Origin of the sequence: Streptomyces sp. A0592 (genome assembly GCF_004795115.1) — a bacterium.
Classification (GTDB): domain Bacteria; phylum Actinomycetota; class Actinomycetes; order Streptomycetales; family Streptomycetaceae; genus Streptomyces; species Streptomyces erythrochromogenes.
The window spans coordinates 169,354-184,677 of the sequence record NZ_SSBM01000010.1; the positions used below are offsets into that span (position 1 = coordinate 169,354).

Annotated in this window: 14 protein-coding genes; 3 read left to right on the plus strand and 11 right to left on the minus strand. The window is 72.2% G+C overall.

What is annotated here, in order from left to right:
* Window positions 1-7: 7 nt before the first annotated feature.
* Together E6U81_RS17175 and E6U81_RS17180 are read right to left on the minus strand one after the other, a co-directional pair.
* Complete coding sequence (locus E6U81_RS17175) at window positions 8-610, minus strand: hypothetical protein (protein ID WP_136230945.1); 603 nt, start codon at window positions 608-610, stop codon at window positions 8-10.
* Complete coding sequence (locus E6U81_RS17180) at window positions 607-1,446, minus strand: diacylglycerol kinase (protein ID WP_136230946.1); 840 nt, start codon at window positions 1,444-1,446, stop codon at window positions 607-609. Before E6U81_RS17180 ends, E6U81_RS17175 begins: the two co-directional genes overlap by 4 nt.
* 183 nt (window positions 1,447-1,629) lie before the next feature.
* Here E6U81_RS17180 and E6U81_RS17185 point away from each other — a divergent pair, with 183 nt between their 5' ends.
* Window positions 1,630-2,913, plus strand: a complete 1,284-nt coding sequence (locus tag E6U81_RS17185; RefSeq protein WP_031147513.1) for an adenylosuccinate synthase — start codon at window positions 1,630-1,632, stop codon at window positions 2,911-2,913.
* 84 nt (window positions 2,914-2,997) lie between these two features.
* Here E6U81_RS17185 and E6U81_RS17190 read toward each other — a convergent pair whose 3' ends face one another.
* Complete coding sequence (locus E6U81_RS17190; protein WP_136230947.1) at window positions 2,998-4,668, minus strand: hypothetical protein; 1,671 nt, start codon at window positions 4,666-4,668, stop codon at window positions 2,998-3,000.
* 297 nt (window positions 4,669-4,965) lie between these two features.
* Here E6U81_RS17190 and E6U81_RS17195 point away from each other — a divergent pair, with 297 nt between their 5' ends.
* Both E6U81_RS17195 and E6U81_RS17200 read left to right on the plus strand, forming a co-directional pair.
* Window positions 4,966-5,841 carry a PP2C family protein-serine/threonine phosphatase gene (locus E6U81_RS17195; RefSeq protein WP_136230948.1) on the plus strand — a complete coding sequence of 292 codons (876 nt, stop codon included), beginning with the start codon at window positions 4,966-4,968 and terminating at the stop codon, window positions 5,839-5,841.
* Window positions 5,842-5,888: 47 nt separating this feature from the next.
* Window positions 5,889-6,845: an MASE1 domain-containing protein gene (locus E6U81_RS17200; RefSeq protein ID WP_136230949.1), complete on the plus strand. Its 957-nt coding sequence runs from the start codon at window positions 5,889-5,891 to the stop codon at window positions 6,843-6,845.
* A 40-nt stretch (window positions 6,846-6,885) separates the two neighbouring features.
* Here the strand turns inward: E6U81_RS17200 and E6U81_RS17205 are convergent, their stop codons facing one another.
* The 8 genes from E6U81_RS17205 to pyrE all read right to left on the minus strand — a co-directional run bounded on the left by E6U81_RS17205 (window position 6,886) and on the right by pyrE (window position 15,323).
* On the minus strand, window positions 6,886-8,514 hold the full coding sequence (locus E6U81_RS17205) for a PKD domain-containing protein (RefSeq protein WP_136230950.1): 1,629 nt from the start codon (window positions 8,512-8,514) through the stop codon (window positions 6,886-6,888).
* Between the two features lie 151 nt (window positions 8,515-8,665).
* Entirely contained in the window at window positions 8,666-9,544 is an 879-nt protein-coding gene (locus E6U81_RS17210) for an alpha/beta hydrolase (RefSeq protein ID WP_136230951.1), read from the minus strand.
* A gap of 171 nt (window positions 9,545-9,715) precedes the next feature.
* Window positions 9,716-10,906, minus strand: a complete 1,191-nt coding sequence (gene kynU / locus E6U81_RS17215; protein ID WP_136231023.1) for a kynureninase — start codon at window positions 10,904-10,906, stop codon at window positions 9,716-9,718.
* Between the two features lie 49 nt (window positions 10,907-10,955).
* Window positions 10,956-11,801: a tryptophan 2,3-dioxygenase family protein gene (locus E6U81_RS17220; RefSeq protein WP_136230952.1), complete on the minus strand. Its 846-nt coding sequence runs from the start codon at window positions 11,799-11,801 to the stop codon at window positions 10,956-10,958.
* Between the two features lie 166 nt (window positions 11,802-11,967).
* Window positions 11,968-12,381, minus strand: a complete 414-nt coding sequence (locus E6U81_RS17225) for a DUF3151 domain-containing protein (RefSeq protein ID WP_136230953.1) — start codon at window positions 12,379-12,381, stop codon at window positions 11,968-11,970.
* A 265-nt stretch (window positions 12,382-12,646) separates the two neighbouring features.
* Window positions 12,647-13,357 carry a ScbR family autoregulator-binding transcription factor gene (locus tag E6U81_RS41715; RefSeq protein WP_276615808.1) on the minus strand — a complete coding sequence of 237 codons (711 nt, stop codon included), beginning with the start codon at window positions 13,355-13,357 and terminating at the stop codon, window positions 12,647-12,649.
* Window positions 13,358-13,522: 165 nt separating this feature from the next.
* The gene (gene fbaA / locus E6U81_RS17235) at window positions 13,523-14,545 is read right to left on the minus strand and encodes a class II fructose-bisphosphate aldolase (RefSeq protein WP_136230954.1); all 1,023 of its coding nucleotides are present in this window, start codon (window positions 14,543-14,545) and stop codon (window positions 13,523-13,525) included.
* A 238-nt stretch (window positions 14,546-14,783) separates the two neighbouring features.
* Window positions 14,784-15,323: an orotate phosphoribosyltransferase gene (gene pyrE, locus E6U81_RS17240; RefSeq protein WP_030817422.1), complete on the minus strand. Its 540-nt coding sequence runs from the start codon at window positions 15,321-15,323 to the stop codon at window positions 14,784-14,786.
* Window position 15,324 lies beyond the last annotated feature (1 nt).

A 15,324-nucleotide genomic window follows, 5' to 3' on the forward strand; every position in this document is an offset into this window, starting at 1 on the left:
CCGGGTTTCAGGCCGTGGTGTCGCCCCGGCGGTGGGGGCCGGGAGCGGGGTCCACGACAGGGGCTCCGCGCGCGGCCGGCCCCGGCCGGACGGCGCCCACCGGGCAGCCCCCGGCCCGCGACCGGCCGCGCGGGACTCGGGCGGGCCGGGCCAGGCCCAGCCGGCGGGCGTCCGGGACCCACAGGACCCCGCCCCGCGCCGGATCCCCCGCCAGCAGCACCACCCGCACGGACGGTGCCGACTCCCTGCGGGGCCACGGACGCGGCGGCAGGACCCGCCGGCCCAGCACCCCCAGGGTCAGCACCCGCGCACCTTCCCCCAGGACCAGCACCGGCGCCCGCCACCGCAGCCGCACCACCTCGGCCTCGTAGGGGACCCAGTGCACCGCCGGGTCCCGCAGGACCCGGCGCACCCGGCGGACGGCGTGCAGCTCGCGCACCCCGAGCGCCACCGGGCCCAGCAGCACCACCAGCATCACGGGGCGCGTGAGCACCGCAGCGACCACCGCGGGCCAGCAGAACACCGGCAGCAGACAGAGCAGCAGCGCGTCCCGCCGCCAGTCGCCCAGCGCCTCCCGCGCCGCCGACGCCGCCCGCGCCGGCTCCGTCACCGGGGCAGGGTGAGCATCCATGCCCCGGGGCGCAGCGTCCACGTACGGCGGCGGACGGGACCGGCCATCGCGCCGTCGGCCCGGTAGCGGAAGTCCGCGCCGGACACCGTCACCGTCTTCGCCCGGGCCGTCACCGTCGAACCGGCGAAGCCGCCGCCCGTGCGTACCGAGACCTCCGCCGGTTCGCCGTCGCCCCGCGTGCGCACCGAGACGTCCGCCACCGGCTGGTCCACATCGGCCAGCAGGACCCCGTCGGCCTCCACCCGCAGCCGGTGGTGCCCGCCGCCCACCCCGCCCGCAGCCGCCACCGGCCGGACCAGCGTGCGCACCAGGGAGCGGTACGCGCTCCACACCGACGGCCCGGCCGGCCGCGGGACCCGCTCCGGCCCCCGCAGCGGCGGGATCCGCAGCGCGCCCAGCACCACGCCGTCGCTGTCGTCGACCAGCAGGTCGCACGTCTTGACCGACCCGTCGAGCACCGCCCGGGCCGCCGCGACGGCGGACTGGGGCACCCCCAGGGAACTCGCCAGCGCCAGGGACCCCACCGGTCCCACCGGAACGAGCGCAAGAGCGCTCTCGCCGAGCCCCCGCTCCCGGTGCAGCAGCCCCACCGCCCGCACCAGTGCCCGGTCGTCGCCCACGATCACCGGCTGACGATGACCCCGGCGGGCGAGCGCCCGCGCAAACTCCTCCTGCGAATCCGGGAGGCAGATTTTCGCCGCCGCTCCCGCTGACAACACATCTTTCGCGATCCGCACGGACTCGCCGTCAAGACGGCGGGCGACCGGGTCGACGAGCACCAGCAGACCGCCTACCGGCGCGCCCGCTTGGCTCATGGTGGGCTCTGGAGCCGACACCTCGGTCCTTCCTCGGGTAGCATCTTTGTGCAAGAGGCCCTTGCGCTATTGCGCCAGGGCCTTCGTCTATTCCGGGGCAACCCGTCCGACGGCTCAGCCCGCGTACATCGTCGTACGCCCCCCTGACCTTGGACATGCCCCATCCGGAAGAGGTGTACGCCTGTGCCCGCTCTTGTGCTGCTCGGAGCTCAGTGGGGTGACGAGGGCAAGGGAAAGGCCACCGACCTGCTCGGTGGATCCGTTGACTATGTAGTGCGCTACCAGGGTGGCAACAACGCCGGCCACACGGTCGTCGTCGGCGACCAGAAGTACGCGCTGCACCTTCTCCCTTCCGGCATCCTCTCCCCCGGATGCACCCCGGTCATCGGTAACGGCGTCGTCGTCGACCCGGCCGTCCTGCTCTCCGAGCTGCGCGGTCTCAACGAGCGCGGCATCGACACCTCCAAGCTGCTCATCAGCGGCAACGCGCACCTGATCACGCCGTACAACGTCACCCTCGACAAGGTCGGCGAGCGCTTCCTCGGCAAGCGCAAGATCGGTACGACCGGTCGCGGCATCGGCCCGACCTACGCCGACAAGATCAACCGCGTCGGCATCCGGGTCCAGGACCTCTACGACGAGTCGATCCTCACCCAGAAGGTCGAAGCGGCGCTGGAGGGCAAGAACCAGCTCCTCGCGAAGCTCTACAACCGCCGCGCCATCGAGGCCGGGGCGATCGTGGAGGAGATGCTCCAGTACGCGGACCAGATCAAGGGCTACGTCGCCGACACCACCCTGATCCTCAACAACGCGCTGGACGAGGACAAGGTCGTGCTCTTCGAGGGCGGCCAGGGCACCCTGCTCGACGTCGACCACGGCACCTACCCCTTCGTCACCTCGTCGAACCCGACCGCAGGCGGCGCCTGCACCGGTACCGGCGTCGGCCCGACGAAGATCAGCCGTGTCATCGGCATCCTCAAGGCCTACACCACCCGCGTCGGCGCGGGCCCGTTCCCGACCGAGCTGTTCGACCAGGACGGCGAGGACCTGCGCCGCATCGGCGGCGAGCGCGGTGTGACCACCGGCCGCGACCGTCGCTGCGGCTGGTTCGACGCGCCGATCGCACGTTACGCCACCCGCGTGAACGGTCTCACCGACTTCTTCCTCACCAAGCTGGACGTGCTGACCGGCTGGGAGCAGATCCCGGTCTGCGTCGCGTACGAGATCGACGGCAAGCGCGTCGAGGAGCTGCCCTACTCGCAGACCGACTTCCACCACGCGAAGCCGATCTACGAATACCTTCCCGGCTGGTCCGAGGACATCACCAAGGCCAAGACCTTCGAGGACCTGCCGGCGAACGCCCGGGCCTACGTGAAGGCCCTGGAGGAGATGTCGGGCGCCCCGATCTCCGCGATCGGCGTCGGCCCCGGCCGCACCGAGACGATCGAGATCAACTCCTTCCTCTAGGCAGCCCCGCAGCGGCACGAAGGGGCGGTGCGCCGTACGGCGCACCGCCCCTTCCGCGCGTACGGGCGCGCACCCGCGGACGGATCAGTTCGTCTGGTAGTAGGCGAGCAGGTCGACGAGCAGGTCGGTGTCCTCCCAGCCCTGGTTCCACAGGTCGATCATGCCGCCCTTGCCCCCGGGCGTCTGCGCCACGTTCGCGACGGTCGCGCCCTTCGTCCAGTTCAGGGCCGAGGCGACGGGCCGCGGCGGCGTCACCGCGGTGCCGTTCGCGTAGTCGGACCAGAAGTTCGGGTCCGGCGTCACGGACAGGAAGCCGTTTCCGCGGGTGTTGGTGACGGTGGTGTTCAGCACCCAGCCGTCGACGTCGGGGGTGGTCGTGTCGCCCTCGAGCCGCATCGGGAAGTGCGTACGGGCCTTCAGCGGGCCGGCCTTCCAGCCGCCCCAGCTGTCCTTGCGGGTGTCCAGGAGCCGGTACGGGAACCCGTGGGCCACGAGGGCGGAACGGCTCTCGGGGGTGTAGTAGCCGACCACGTCGACCACCACGTCGGCCGGGTCCCAGCCGCCGTTGCGCACGTTGATCTTCCCGTCGGGCCCGATCGGCACGACCGCCGAGTTGGCGACGGTCTGCCCGGCGGTGAAGTTCACGTTCGAGGTCGCCGGGGCAGCCTTCCCGCTCGGGTAGGCCGTCAGGTGGCCGGCCGACCGCGGGTTGGTCACGGTCAGGTTGACCGCCACCGCGCCGGCGCCCTTCGGCACGCCCGCCCGCCCGGCGATCTCGACGCCGAAGGTGCCCTGGCCGGGGACCTGGCCCTTCGCCGTGCCGAGGCCCTCACGGGTGTCCACGACGCGGGTCGGGCTCAGCGCGCCCCAGCCGTCCGCGGGCGAGGGCGCGAAGTAGCCGGTGACGTCGGCGATGAGGTCGACCGGCTCCCAGCCGCCGTTGAACAGGTGGATGTACCCGTCCTCTCCGATCGCCTCGATCACCAGGTTCGGGACGGTCTGCCCGGCGGCGAAGTTCAGGTTCGACGTCTCACCGCCCTCGGCCCAGTCCTTCCTGGACGCGACCGAGACGTGACCCGGTCCCGAGGTGTTGGTGGCGGTGACGTTGAGGGCGACCGCGGTGGCCCCCGCGGGAACCTTGGCCGTGCCCGCGACCTTCAGGGCCACCGAGCTGCGCGGACCGACCTTGGCCTTCGCGGCGCCGACGCCCGCACGGGTGTCGAGCAGCCGGGTCGGCTCGTGCGCGGTGAACGCGGCGCCCTTGGTGGTGAACTTGAGCTCGTTCACCGCCTCGGTGCCCTTGGCCGCGTCCTTCGCCGTCACCTTGACGTCGTAGGTGCCGAGATCGGTGTACGTGTGCTTGAGGTCCCGCGCGTCGGAGGAACCGCCGGCGGGCAGGGAGTACGTGTCCGTGGTGCCGTCGCCCCAGGAGACGACGACGTCGAGGGCGGGGGCGTCGTAGTCGATGATGTGGGCCCGCATCTCGATCGACCGCGCCATGGCGGTGTGCGCGGTCAGGTAGATGGACGTGGAGGGATCCTGCACCCCCTGCACCCCTTGGGCGCCCTTGGCCCGCGCGTTCTTCTCCCCGGCCTCGGCGCCGGGCCGCGAGGTGACGACCGTACGCTCGGCGGGGCTGCTGTACGTCCTGCCCCCGGTCCCCCGCGTCGCGTCCGGACCGGTCCCGGGCGCGGCCACCCCCTGGCCGGCGGGACCCGCCGGCACGCCGGGCGCCGCCTGGGCGATCCCGGGCATGAGACCTGCACCCGCCGCCACCAGGACAGCGGAAACCACGAGTCGGCGATTGCGCACCGATCCCCCCATTTACATCTTCAACGGTCGAACATGGTCTCCCTTGAACACGAGTGCGAGTCCGGTCCGGTTGCAAGATCGTGAGAAGCCCCTCGATTCCCGGGCCGACAAGGGGACCGGGCCCGCGTGCGGCCCCGGCGTGGCGATCTCGGAAGGCGCGGTCCGGGTGGGCGGAAATATGATGGGCACGTCTTTTCCGCGGCGGAAGCAGGGACGGATGCACCATCGTCGGAGCCTTCGATGAGCCGGCGCCGTCCCCCCAGGGTGGCCAGCGCCGACCTGCTGAGCATGCTCGGCCGGCTGACCGCGCAGGCGCGGCAGGGCGTGGAGCTCCAGCAGGCCCGCGTGGAACTGGCCGAGGCCCTGCAGCGCGAGATGCTGCCCACCTCGCTCCCCTGCCTGCCGGGCCTGCGCACCGCGGCCCGGTACTCGCCCGCCCGGCACGGCCTGGACATCGGCGGCGACTGGTACGACGGCTTCCGGCTGCCGGAGGGCGCCCTCGCCTTCTGCATCGGTGACGTCCAGGGGCACGACGTCGACGCGGCCGCCTTCATGGGGCAGGTCAGGATCTGCCTGCGGGCCGTGGCGGCCGTGGTCGTCGATCCCGGCGAGGTGCTGAGCCGGGCCAACGAAGTGCTGCTCTCCATGAACCGGGACCTCTTCGCCACCTGCAGCCTGCTCCGCTTCGACCCGGAGACCTGGGAACTGGAGAGCGCCCGGGCCGGTCACGTCCCCGCGGTCTGGGCCACCGTCGACGGCCAGTACGGCATAGCCGAGGACAACGGCGGACTGCCGCTGAACCTGGTGCCCGGATCGGCGTACGCGGTGACCCGGCGGCGGCTGACGGAGGCGGGATCGATCGTCCTGCTCACCGACGGCGTGGTCGAGGGCCCCCGGTTCCCGCTCGAAGTGGGGCTCGAACGCGTGGTCAAGGTCGTCCGGGAGGCGGCGGGCACCGACCCCGCCGAGCTGGCCGCAGAGGTGATGAAGGTGGCCGATTCGACGGGCCACGCGGACGACGCCGCGGTGCTCGTCCTCAGCCACGACGCGGCCGGACCCGCCCCGGAAACCGGCCCGGGCGAGGACTGCGGCCCGGAACCCCGTGGGACGGCGTAGCGCGTGTCACGCCCCGCCCGGCCCGCGGGCTGTTGTCTGATGAAGCGGTGCGCACCGAGGGATGGCGACGTCCGGCCGAACTGCTCCTACTGATCCTCGCCGTCTCCGTCGCCTACTACATCGGCGGGCGGATCGGCCTGCGCCAGAGCGTGACCGTCGACGGTGCCCAGGTCACCCCGCTGTGGCTGCCCACCGGCATCGCACTGGCCGCCCTGCTCTGGCTGGGCCTGCGGGTCTGGCCGGGGATCTCCCTCGGCACCTACTTCGCGATCGAGCGCATCAGCGAATTCGATCTCAGCGACCTCGGCATCCTCGCGGGGAACACCATCGCCCCCGTGTGCGCGTACCTGATGCTGCGCCGGGTGGACTTCCGCACGGAGATGGACCGGCTGCGGGACGCGCTGGCGCTCGTCTTCCTGGGCGGCCTGTTACCGATGCTGATCAGCGCGACGGCCGGGACCTGGACCCTCGTCCTCACCGGCGATCTGCCCCGGGGCGGATTCTGGCCGGTGTGGGCGGCCTGGTGGGTCGGGGACGCCATGGGGGTGCTCGTACTGACCCCGCTGCTGCTGGTCCTGCGCCGGGCCCGGCTGCCCCGGGACGACTACCGGCTGGTCGAGGTGTCGGCGCTGGCGGTCACGTCCGTGATCGTCACCCTGGTGGCCACCCGCAGCCACCTGTCCGTGCTCTTCCTCGTCTTCCCGCTGCTGATCTGGGCGGCCGTACGCTTCCAGTTCGCCGGGAGCGCGCCGTGCGCCCTGCTGATCTCGATCCTGGCGATCTCGGCGGCGCACGATCACGTCGGGCCGTTCACCGAGTACAGCCTGCTGGAACTCATGGTCAACCTGCAGGCCCTCAACGGAGCGGCCGCCCTGACCGGACTGCTGCTGTCCGCGCTGGTCACCGAGCAGAACAACGTACGGCTGCGGATCGAGCAGGTCTGCGAGGACCTGGCCGAACTGGTGGAGCACCTGGCGCCGGGCGGCAGACCGCCCGAACGCTGAACGCCCCGGGGAGGCAGTCCCCGGGGCGCTCGGCGGTGGATCAGTCGGTCTCGTAGACGCCGAAGAGGTCGACGATCAGGTCGGCGTCCTTCCAGCCCTGGTTCCAGAAGTGGACGATGCCGTGCTCGCCGTCACCGGCCTGCACCAGGTTCGCGACGGTGGCGCCCTTCGTCCAGTTCAGGCTGGAGGAGTCGGGACGGGGCGGGACAGGCGCCCCGGGCTGGTCGTTGATCAGCCACGGGAAGGGGCTCGGGGCCACGGAGAGGAAGCCGGAATCGACGGTGTTGGTCACCGTCGTGTTCAGCACGAGGGCCTCGTCACCCTCGTGGTCGTCGGGCGAGTACCACTGCGGGATGTACCCGCGGGCCGGCAGACGGCCACCCCACCAACTGCTTTCCGGGTCGCGGGTGTCCAGGGTCCGCCACGGGCCGATGGGCCGGTATGCGGCCTTGCCGTCCTTGCTGTAGTGGCCCACGACGTCCACGACGACATCGGTGCCCGCCCAGCCGCCGTTGAAGACGCTGATCCTGCCGTCGGGACCGACCGGCACGATCACCGAGTTCGCCACCGTCTGACCGGCGGAGAAGTTCAGGTTCGACGCGGTGGGAGTCTGCCCGCCACCCGGGAAGACGGACAGGTGCCCGGCCTCCTTCGGGTTGGTCACCGTCACGTTCAGCGCGACGGCCGTGATGCCCTTGGGCACGCCGCGCAGATCGCCGATCTGGGTGGTGAAGGCAGCCCGCCCGGCGAGCTGGCCCTTGGCCGTGCCCAGACCCTCGCGGGTGTCGACGAACCGCGCAGGGGTCATCGAGGTGTAGCCGCTGGCCGCGGTACGGGTGAAGTAGCCCGTGACGTCGGCGACCAGGTCGACCGACTCCCAGCCGCCGTTGAAGAGCTCCACGTGGCCGTCGGCGCCCACCGGGACGATGACCAGGTTCGGAACGGACTGGCCGGCCGTGTAGTTGAGGTTCGATGTGCCGGGCCGCTCGGAGCCCTTGTCCCCGGGCCACACCGTGATGTGACCGCCGGCGGTGGTGTTGGTGACGGTGACGTTGAGGGCGACCGCCTCGACTCCCGCGGGAATGCCGGAGTTGCCGGCCACCTTCACGCGGGTCGCGCCCCGCGCGGCGACCTTGCCGGCCTTCGTGCCCGTGCCGTCACGGGTGTCCAGCAGCCGGGTCGGGGCGTGCGGGGTGAACTTGGAGCCCGGGGTCACGAACGCGATCTCGTTGGCACCCTGGACGGCGCCTGCGGTGTCGGTCGCGGTGACCTTCACGGTGTAGCTGCCGACCTCGGCGTACGTGTGGCCGTGGGCCAGCTCGCCGGACCCCTTGAGGGTCGTCTTCTCCGTCTTGCCGTCGCCCCAGTCGACGACCACGTCGAGCGTGACGCCGTCCGGACCCGTGATCCTGGTCTCGAGCTCGAGTCCGTACGCGCTGAAGCTGCGGCCCTCGATCGCCACCGCGATCCCCGGGTGGTCCACGGCGGCCTTGCTGCGGCTGCCCGGCAGCGCCGTGCTGACCGTTCGGTCGGCAGGGCTGCGGAACGTCTTGGCGGCGGCCTCCCCGGCCTTCGCCGGGCTCGGCGCTACGGCCTTGGTCGGCCCTTCGGTGGCCGAGGCCGCGCTCGGGCTGAGCCCGAGACCCGCCGCCACGAGGGCAGCGGTCATTACGAGTCGGTGATTACGCACCGGCCCCCCCATTTTGTTGGTCCTTTGGCGCAAACTGATCAAAGCTTGACCAGAGTACCCAGCGTGCCGGCGACTCCCGCCACGGGTTTCCGCGCAGGTCACCGGCGGTGCGGCGGAGGACCGGAGTCCGCTACCAGGCCAGCTGGGAGATCTCCTCCGCGACCACCGCGCAGGCGTCCGCCGCCGGGTCGATCAGCGGGAAGTGCCCGACCCCGTCGAGCAGGGTCAGCCCCACCATCTCCCCCGCCTTCGCCGCCTCCGCCACGTACGCCTCGGCCACCGCTTGCGGGACCACGATGTCGTCCCGGCCCTGGACCACCGCCGTGGCGATGCCCGTCGGCAGCAGCGACGCCGGGTCGGCCGACGGCAGCCGCTCGTCCCAGTGCTCCGCACCGCCCAGGAGCTGCGCGCTCGCCCCGCCGCACACGCCCAGCTCCTCCGCCACCGTGAAGTCCGCGATCGGAGCCAGCGCCACCACCCCGCGCAGCATCGGCGGGACGGGCAGCCGCCACGGCGAGCCGTACGGAAGCACGTGCCGGGCCGCGGCCCACAGCGCGAGGTGGCCGCCCGCCGAGTGCCCCGTGACGACCACACGGCGGATATCGGCCTGCGGCAGGGCGGTCGCGGCCAGGCCCGGGAGGGCGTCCATCGCGGCGGCGACGTCGTCGAAGGTCTCCGGCCAGCGCCCGGCGACCGGCCCCTCCGCGTTCTGGCGCGGCAGGGAACTGCCGCGCCGGTACTCGACGTTGGCGACGGCGAAACCGCGCCGGGCCAGGAAGTCCGCGAAGGGGGTGATGTGTTGCCTGTCGTAGGGGGCCCGCCACGCCCCGCCGTGCAGGACCACCACCAGCGGGACCGGGCCCGTGGTCTCCCCGCGCGGGGCGTAGAAGTCGACGACGTGGTCGGGGTGTTCCCCGTAAGCGGCCGTCACGTCCGGTGCGACCGCCGGATGGGCGAAGGCCGAGGCGGCCTCGGCGGCGTCCCGTTCCACGGCGGCGGGGTCCGTCATCGGCTCAACCTCTCGGTAACGCGTGGGACAGCGGGGACAGATGTTCCGGTGTTCCGGCAGAGCGGGACCGTATCAGTCCGGAACGGGCTGTTCCGTGCTGGGCCCGGAATATGACCGGGCGGACGGAGCCGTAGCCCCGCCCGCCCAGTGATGTGACGTTTCGCTACCGCGTCACCCGAAAATGTGACCCAGCGTGCGCGCTGCGCGCTCCGCGTCGGCGAAACCGACGTAGAGCGGGGTGAAGCCGAAGCGCAGGACGTCGGGTGCGCGGAAGTCGCCGATGACCCCCCGGGCGATGAGCTCACCCATGACCTCACGGGCGTTCTCGGTCCGCAGCGAGACCTGGCTGCCGCGGCGCTCGTGCTCGGCCGGGGTGACCGACTCGACCAGGCCCTGCGGGACGTACGCCGCCACGCATTCGAGGAAGAAGTCGGTCAGGGCGAGGGACTTGGCGCGCACCGCCTCGACGGCGACGCCGTCCCAGGCGTCGAGCGCCGCCTCCAGCGCCAGCATGGACAGGATGTCCGGGGTGCCGACGCGGCCGCGGGTCGCGCCCCGCGCCGCCTCGTAGGCAGGGGTCATCGCGAAGGGGTCCGCGTGACCGTTCCAGCCGGGGAGGGGGGAGTCGAAGGTGTCCTGGTGGCGGGCGGCGATGTACAGGTACGCGGGGGCGCCGGGGCCTCCGTTGAGGTACTTGTACGTGCAGCCGACCGCCAGGTCGACGTCGTGGGCGTCGAGCCCCACGGGCAGGGCGCCCGCGGAGTGGCACAGGTCCCAGACCACGACCGCCCCGGCGGCGCGGGCCGCCGCCGTGAGGGCCGGCAGGTCGTGCAGCCGGCCGCTGCGGTAGTCGACGTGGTTGAGGAGGACCACGGCGGTGTCCGCGTCGATCGCCTCCGCCGCCTGCGAGGGGTCCACCGGGACGACGGTCAGGCCGGCCAGCCGGGCCGCCGACTGCGCGATGTAGCCGTCGGTGGGGAACGTCGCGGAGTCGACGAGCAGCTTCGTCCGGCCGGGAGCCGCGAGGCGGGCGCCGCCGACCAGCGCCTTGAAGAGGTTGACGCTGGTGGAGTCGCCGACGACCACCTGGCCGGGGGCGGCTCCGATGAGCGGGGCGATCTTGTCGCCGATCCGCTCCGGCGCGGTCCACCAGCCGCTCTCGTCCCACGAGCGGATGAGGAGCTCGCCCCACTGCCGGGCCACGACATCGGCCGTGGTCGCGGCCACGCCGGCCGGAAGCGCGCCGAGCGAGTTGCCGTCCAGGTAGACGACGCCTTCGGGGAGGGTGAAGCGCTCGCGCAGCTTCGCCAGCTCGTCGGCGGCGTCCAGGGCGGCGGCGCGGCTGCGGAGGTCCACCGCCATGTCCTCCGCGCCTTCCGTGCCTTCCGTGCCCTCTATGACCTCGGGGGTGTCAGACATAGCTGCGCGCCGTCCAGAGCTCCGGGAAGACGTTCTTCGTGGCGCGCTTCTCCAGCCAGGTCACACCGGCCGAGCCGCCCGTGCCGGTCTTCGCGCCCATCGCACGGCGGGTGGCCACCAGGTGGTCGTTGCGCCAGCGCCAGACGAGCTCGGCGACATCGGTGAGGACCTCGCCGAGCCGGTGGAGGTCCGGGTTCTCGTCGGGGGCGGCGTACAGGCCGGTCCAGACGGCCTCGACCTCGGGAGAGGCCTCGTAGCGCACCGAGAGGTCGCGGTGCAGGACGGACTCCGGGACCGGCAGGCCGCGGCGGGCCAGGAGGCGCAGCACCTCGTCGTAGAGGCTGGGCTCCTGGAGGGCCTTCTCCAGCTCCGCGTGGACGCGCGGAGCGCCCCGGTGCGGGACGAGCATGGAGGAGGACTTCTCGCCGAGCAGGAACTCCATCCGGCGGTACATCGCCGACTGGAAACCGGAACCTTCGCCGAGGGCACCGCGGTAGGCGTTGAACTGCGCCGGGGTGAGCTGGGCGAGCGGGCGCCAGGAGGCGTTGAGGGCCTCCAGTTCACGGAGGGAACGTTTCAGCGCATCCATCGCGACCGGGATGCGGTCCTCGCGCAGGGCCTTCGCCGCGGTTTCCCACTCGTGGACGATGACCGTGAACCACAGCTCCATGACCTGGGTCGTGACCAGGAAGACCATCTCGCCGGGGTCGTCCGAGCGGAGGTGCTGGAGGTGGGTGAGGACGTCCGCCTGGACGTAGTCCTCGTACGGGGTCGTGCCGTCGAAGTCGAGGTTCGGGGTTTCCCCGCCGACTCCGGAGGCATCAAGGGTGTTCGACATCGCTGTCTCCTCGACACGTGCTTCCGGGTAGCGGTCCGCTCCTTCCGTGAGGTGAGTGGAGCCCCGGTCCCCTGCCCGCATCATAGGACGCCGTCGCGCCGGCGCTCCAGCGGGGAGTGACGCAGACCACATGAGATGTCCGCGCGTCACTCCCCGCCGTACGGCCTCAGGCGCTCAGCGTGTCCGCCGCGGTCGGGGACGAGTCGCGCAGGAAGGTCGTGCAGCGCTCGTACTCCTCCTTCTCGCCGATCTCGCCGGCCGCGCGGGCCAGGGCGTGCAGGGCGCGCAGGAAACCGCGGTTCGGCTCGTGCTCCCACGGGACCGGGCCGTGGCCCTTCCACCCGGCGCGGCGCAGCGCGTCGAGGCCGCGGTGGTAGCCCGTACGGGCGTAGGCGTACGACTCCACCGTGCTGCCGGCGGCGAACGCCTCGTCGGCGAGGACCGCCCAGGCGAGGGAGGAGGTGGGGTGCGCGGCGGCCACCTCGACGGCCGGCGTGCCGGCGGCGATGGCGGCACGGCCGGGCTCGTCGGGGAGGTGGGTGGGGGCGGGGCCCCCGAGCAGGTTCTGGTGAATGGACATGCCCCCAGTCTGCCGGGTGCGGTGGTCCGCAAAACCGGCGGCACAACCGCGGCCCCGGACCGGCCACACCGCCAGGCTGTGGGCCCAGCCCGGACATCCCACCAGGCCCGGGGGGCCAGCAGGCCCGGGGGCGCTGCGGCCGGGCCGCAGGCCGGGCCGCAGGCCGGGCCGCAGGCCGGGCCGCAGGCCGGGCCGCAGGGTGGGGCGGGGGGTGGGGCGCGGGGATTGAGGGGGTGGTGGGGTCAGGTTGGGGGGAGGGGTGGGGTCAGGTTGGGGGGAGGGGTGGGGCGGGGAGGCGCGGCGGCGGGGGGCGATCGCATCGGCAGGCCTCGTTCGGGTCGTGCAGTGCCCTGGCGCCGCGGCCGGGCGCGGTGTCGAGCCGCTCCGCGACGGCCGGGATCACCAGGCCCGGCATCACGCTCGCGTAGAGCGCCGAGACCTCCCGGTCCAGTTCGAGGCCGAGCGTCTGCGACATGACGTTGAGCCCGGCGAAGGCCCCGACCACCAGCCGCGCGGCCGCCGACGGGTCCACGTGCGGGAGCAGTTCGCCGCGCTCCTTCGCCTCCGCCATCAGGGCGGTGTGCAGCTCGATCCACCCCAGATACGGCGCCGCCCGGTCCAGCTCCCGCCCGTTGTGCTCCAGGGTGAGCCGCGCGCTGCCGCGCATCAGCACGTCGTACCGGAGGCGGTGTGAGAACACCATGCCGACATCGACGAACTCCTGCGCCTTGAACTCCTGCGGTGCGAACGGCGCGTGCAGGTTCACCTGGGCCTCGATCACGGCCTGCGCCAGGTGCTCCTTCGACTCGAAGTGGAAGTAGAGCGCGCCCTTGGTGACCTTGGCCAGGCTGACGATGTCCGTCAGCTTGGCCGCGTCGTACCCGCGGTCCTCGAACACCACCGCGGCGGCCTCCAGGATCGCCCGGCGGGTCCGCACCGCACGGTCCTGCTTCACCTGCGGTCGTCCAGCCCTCATGTGCCCCTGTCCCCCTCCACGCCCCCGACGCAGCATGCAGTTCACACCATCGAGGAGTCACCGTCCACCGGCCTCCCCGCACGGGAACGCCGGAGGGCCCGGCCTCCGTCCTGGGACGGGGGCCGGGCCCTCCTGTGCGACTGCTGCCGCGGCCGCGGCGGCCGACTACTTGATCTTGGTGCCGGCGGAGCGCAGGTTCGCGCACGCCTCGACGACACGCGCCGCCATGCCCGCCTCGGCGGCCTTGCCCCAGGTGCGCGGGTCGTACTTCGACTTGGTGCCGACCTCGCCGTCGACCTTCAGGACGCCGGCGTAGTTGCTGAACATGTGGTCCACGACCGGGCGGGTGAAGGCGTACTGGGTGTCGGTGTCCAGGTTCATCTTCACGACGCCGTTCTCCAGCGCGGTGGCGATCTCCTCGGCCGAGGAGCCCGAACCGCCGTGGAAGACGAAGTCGAACGGCGAGGCCTTGCCGAACTTCTCGGCGACACCGGCCTGGAGGTCCTTGAGGAGCTCGGGGCGCAGGACGACGTTGCCCGGCTTGTAGACGCCGTGGACGTTGCCGAAGGAGGCGGCCAGCAGGTAGCGGCCCTTCTCGCCCAGGCCCAGGGCCTCGGCGGTACGGATCGCGTCCTCGACGGTGGTGTAGAGCTCGTCGTTGATCTCGTGGCTGACGCCGTCCTCCTCGCCGCCGGTCGGGGTGATCTCGACCTCGAGGATGATCTTTGCCGCGACGGCCTTGGCGAGCAGCTCCTGGCCGATGGCCAGGTTGTCGGCCAGGGTCTCGGCGGAGCCGTCCCACATGTGCGACTGGAAGAGCGGGTTCAGACCGCGGGCGACGCGCTCGGCGGAGATGTCCAGGAGCGGACGTACGTAGCCGTCCAGCTTGTCCTTCGGGCAGTGGTCCGTGTGCAGCGCGACGGTGATGTCGTACTTGGCGGCGACGATGTGCGCGAACTCCGCCAGGGCGACCGCGCCGGTGACCATGTCCTTGTTGTGCTGGCCACCCAGGAACTCCGCACCACCGGTGGAGATCTGGATGATGCCGTCGCTCTCGGCCTCCGCGAAGCCCCGCAGCGCAGCGTGCAGGGTCTGGGACGAGGTCACGTTGATGGCCGGGTAGGCGAACTTGCCTGCCTTCGCCCGGTCGAGCATCTCGTTGTAGACCTCGGGGGTTGCGATGGGCATCTGCCGGCTCCTTGGGTGTGCGGGGAGTGTGCTTGTTGCGGGCCCTGACCTGGGGGCGACGTCATCGTCGCGCCTATCTTTCCAGACTCCGCGCAAGGGTCCAGCCCGCCGGTCTCACGTGATGGGCGAACGGCCCGGGATGTTTCACGTGAAACATCCCGGGCCGCGGGGAAAGACCAGGTCAGGACTGCCTCAAGGGCAGCCGGGGACCTTTGCCACCAGTTGTCGCAGTGGCCGGTCAGGACAGGCCGAGGTCCTCGAGGCGGTAGCCGGTGAGGTACGGCAGGCCCGCCTCGGCGATCGCGTCGGCAGCGCCGCGGTCGACGATCGTGGCGACGGCGACGACCTCGCCGCCGGCCTCGCGGACGGCCTCGACGGCGGTCAGCGGGGATCCGCCGGTGGTCGAGGTGTCCTCGACCACCAGGCAGCGCTTGCCCTTCACATCGGTGCCCTCGATGCGGCGCTGCATGCCGTGCGCCTTCTGCGCCTTGCGGACCACGAAGGCGTCCAGGCGCTGACCGCGCGCGGCGGAGGCGTGCAGCATCGAGGTGGCGACCGGGTCGGCGCCGAGGGTGAGGCCGCCGACGCAGTCGAAGTCGAGCTCGGCGGTGAGGTCGAGCATGACCTGGCCGACCAGCGGGGCCGCCTCGCCGTCGAGGGTGATCCGGCGGAGGTCGATGTAGTAGTCGGCCTCCCGGCCGGAGGACAGGATCACCTTGCCGTGCACGACGGCCTTGTCCTTGATCTGCTGCAGAAGCGCATCGCGTACGTCACTCATG

Bases quoted from the DNA above. Each gene is read 5' to 3' on its own strand.
- E6U81_RS17225 (WP_136230953.1), bottom strand. From the start codon at position 12,381: ATGTCCATTCACCAGAACCTGCTCGGGGGCCCCGCCCCCACCCACCTC.
- E6U81_RS17210 (WP_136230951.1), bottom strand. From the start codon at position 9,544: ATGACGGACCCCGCCGCCGTGGAACGGGACGCCGCCGAGGCCGCCTCG.
- E6U81_RS17205 (WP_136230950.1), bottom strand. From the start codon at position 8,514: ATGACCGCTGCCCTCGTGGCGGCGGGTCTCGGGCTCAGCCCGAGCGCG.
- E6U81_RS17190 (WP_136230947.1), bottom strand. From the start codon at position 4,668: ATGCCCGGGATCGCCCAGGCGGCGCCCGGCGTGCCGGCGGGTCCCGCC.
- E6U81_RS17195 (WP_136230948.1), top strand. From the start codon at position 4,966: ATGAGCCGGCGCCGTCCCCCCAGGGTGGCCAGCGCCGACCTGCTGAGC.
- pyrE (WP_030817422.1), bottom strand. From the start codon at position 15,323: ATGAGTGACGTACGCGATGCGCTTCTGCAGCAGATCAAGGACAAGGCC.
- fbaA (WP_136230954.1), bottom strand. From the start codon at position 14,545: ATGCCCATCGCAACCCCCGAGGTCTACAACGAGATGCTCGACCGGGCG.
- E6U81_RS17220 (WP_136230952.1), bottom strand. From the start codon at position 11,801: ATGTCGAACACCCTTGATGCCTCCGGAGTCGGCGGGGAAACCCCGAAC.
- E6U81_RS41715 (WP_276615808.1), bottom strand. From the start codon at position 13,357: ATGAGGGCTGGACGACCGCAGGTGAAGCAGGACCGTGCGGTGCGGACC.
- kynU (WP_136231023.1), bottom strand. From the start codon at position 10,906: ATGGCGGTGGACCTCCGCAGCCGCGCCGCCGCCCTGGACGCCGCCGAC.
- E6U81_RS17180 (WP_136230946.1), bottom strand. From the start codon at position 1,446: ATGAGCCAAGCGGGCGCGCCGGTAGGCGGTCTGCTGGTGCTCGTCGAC.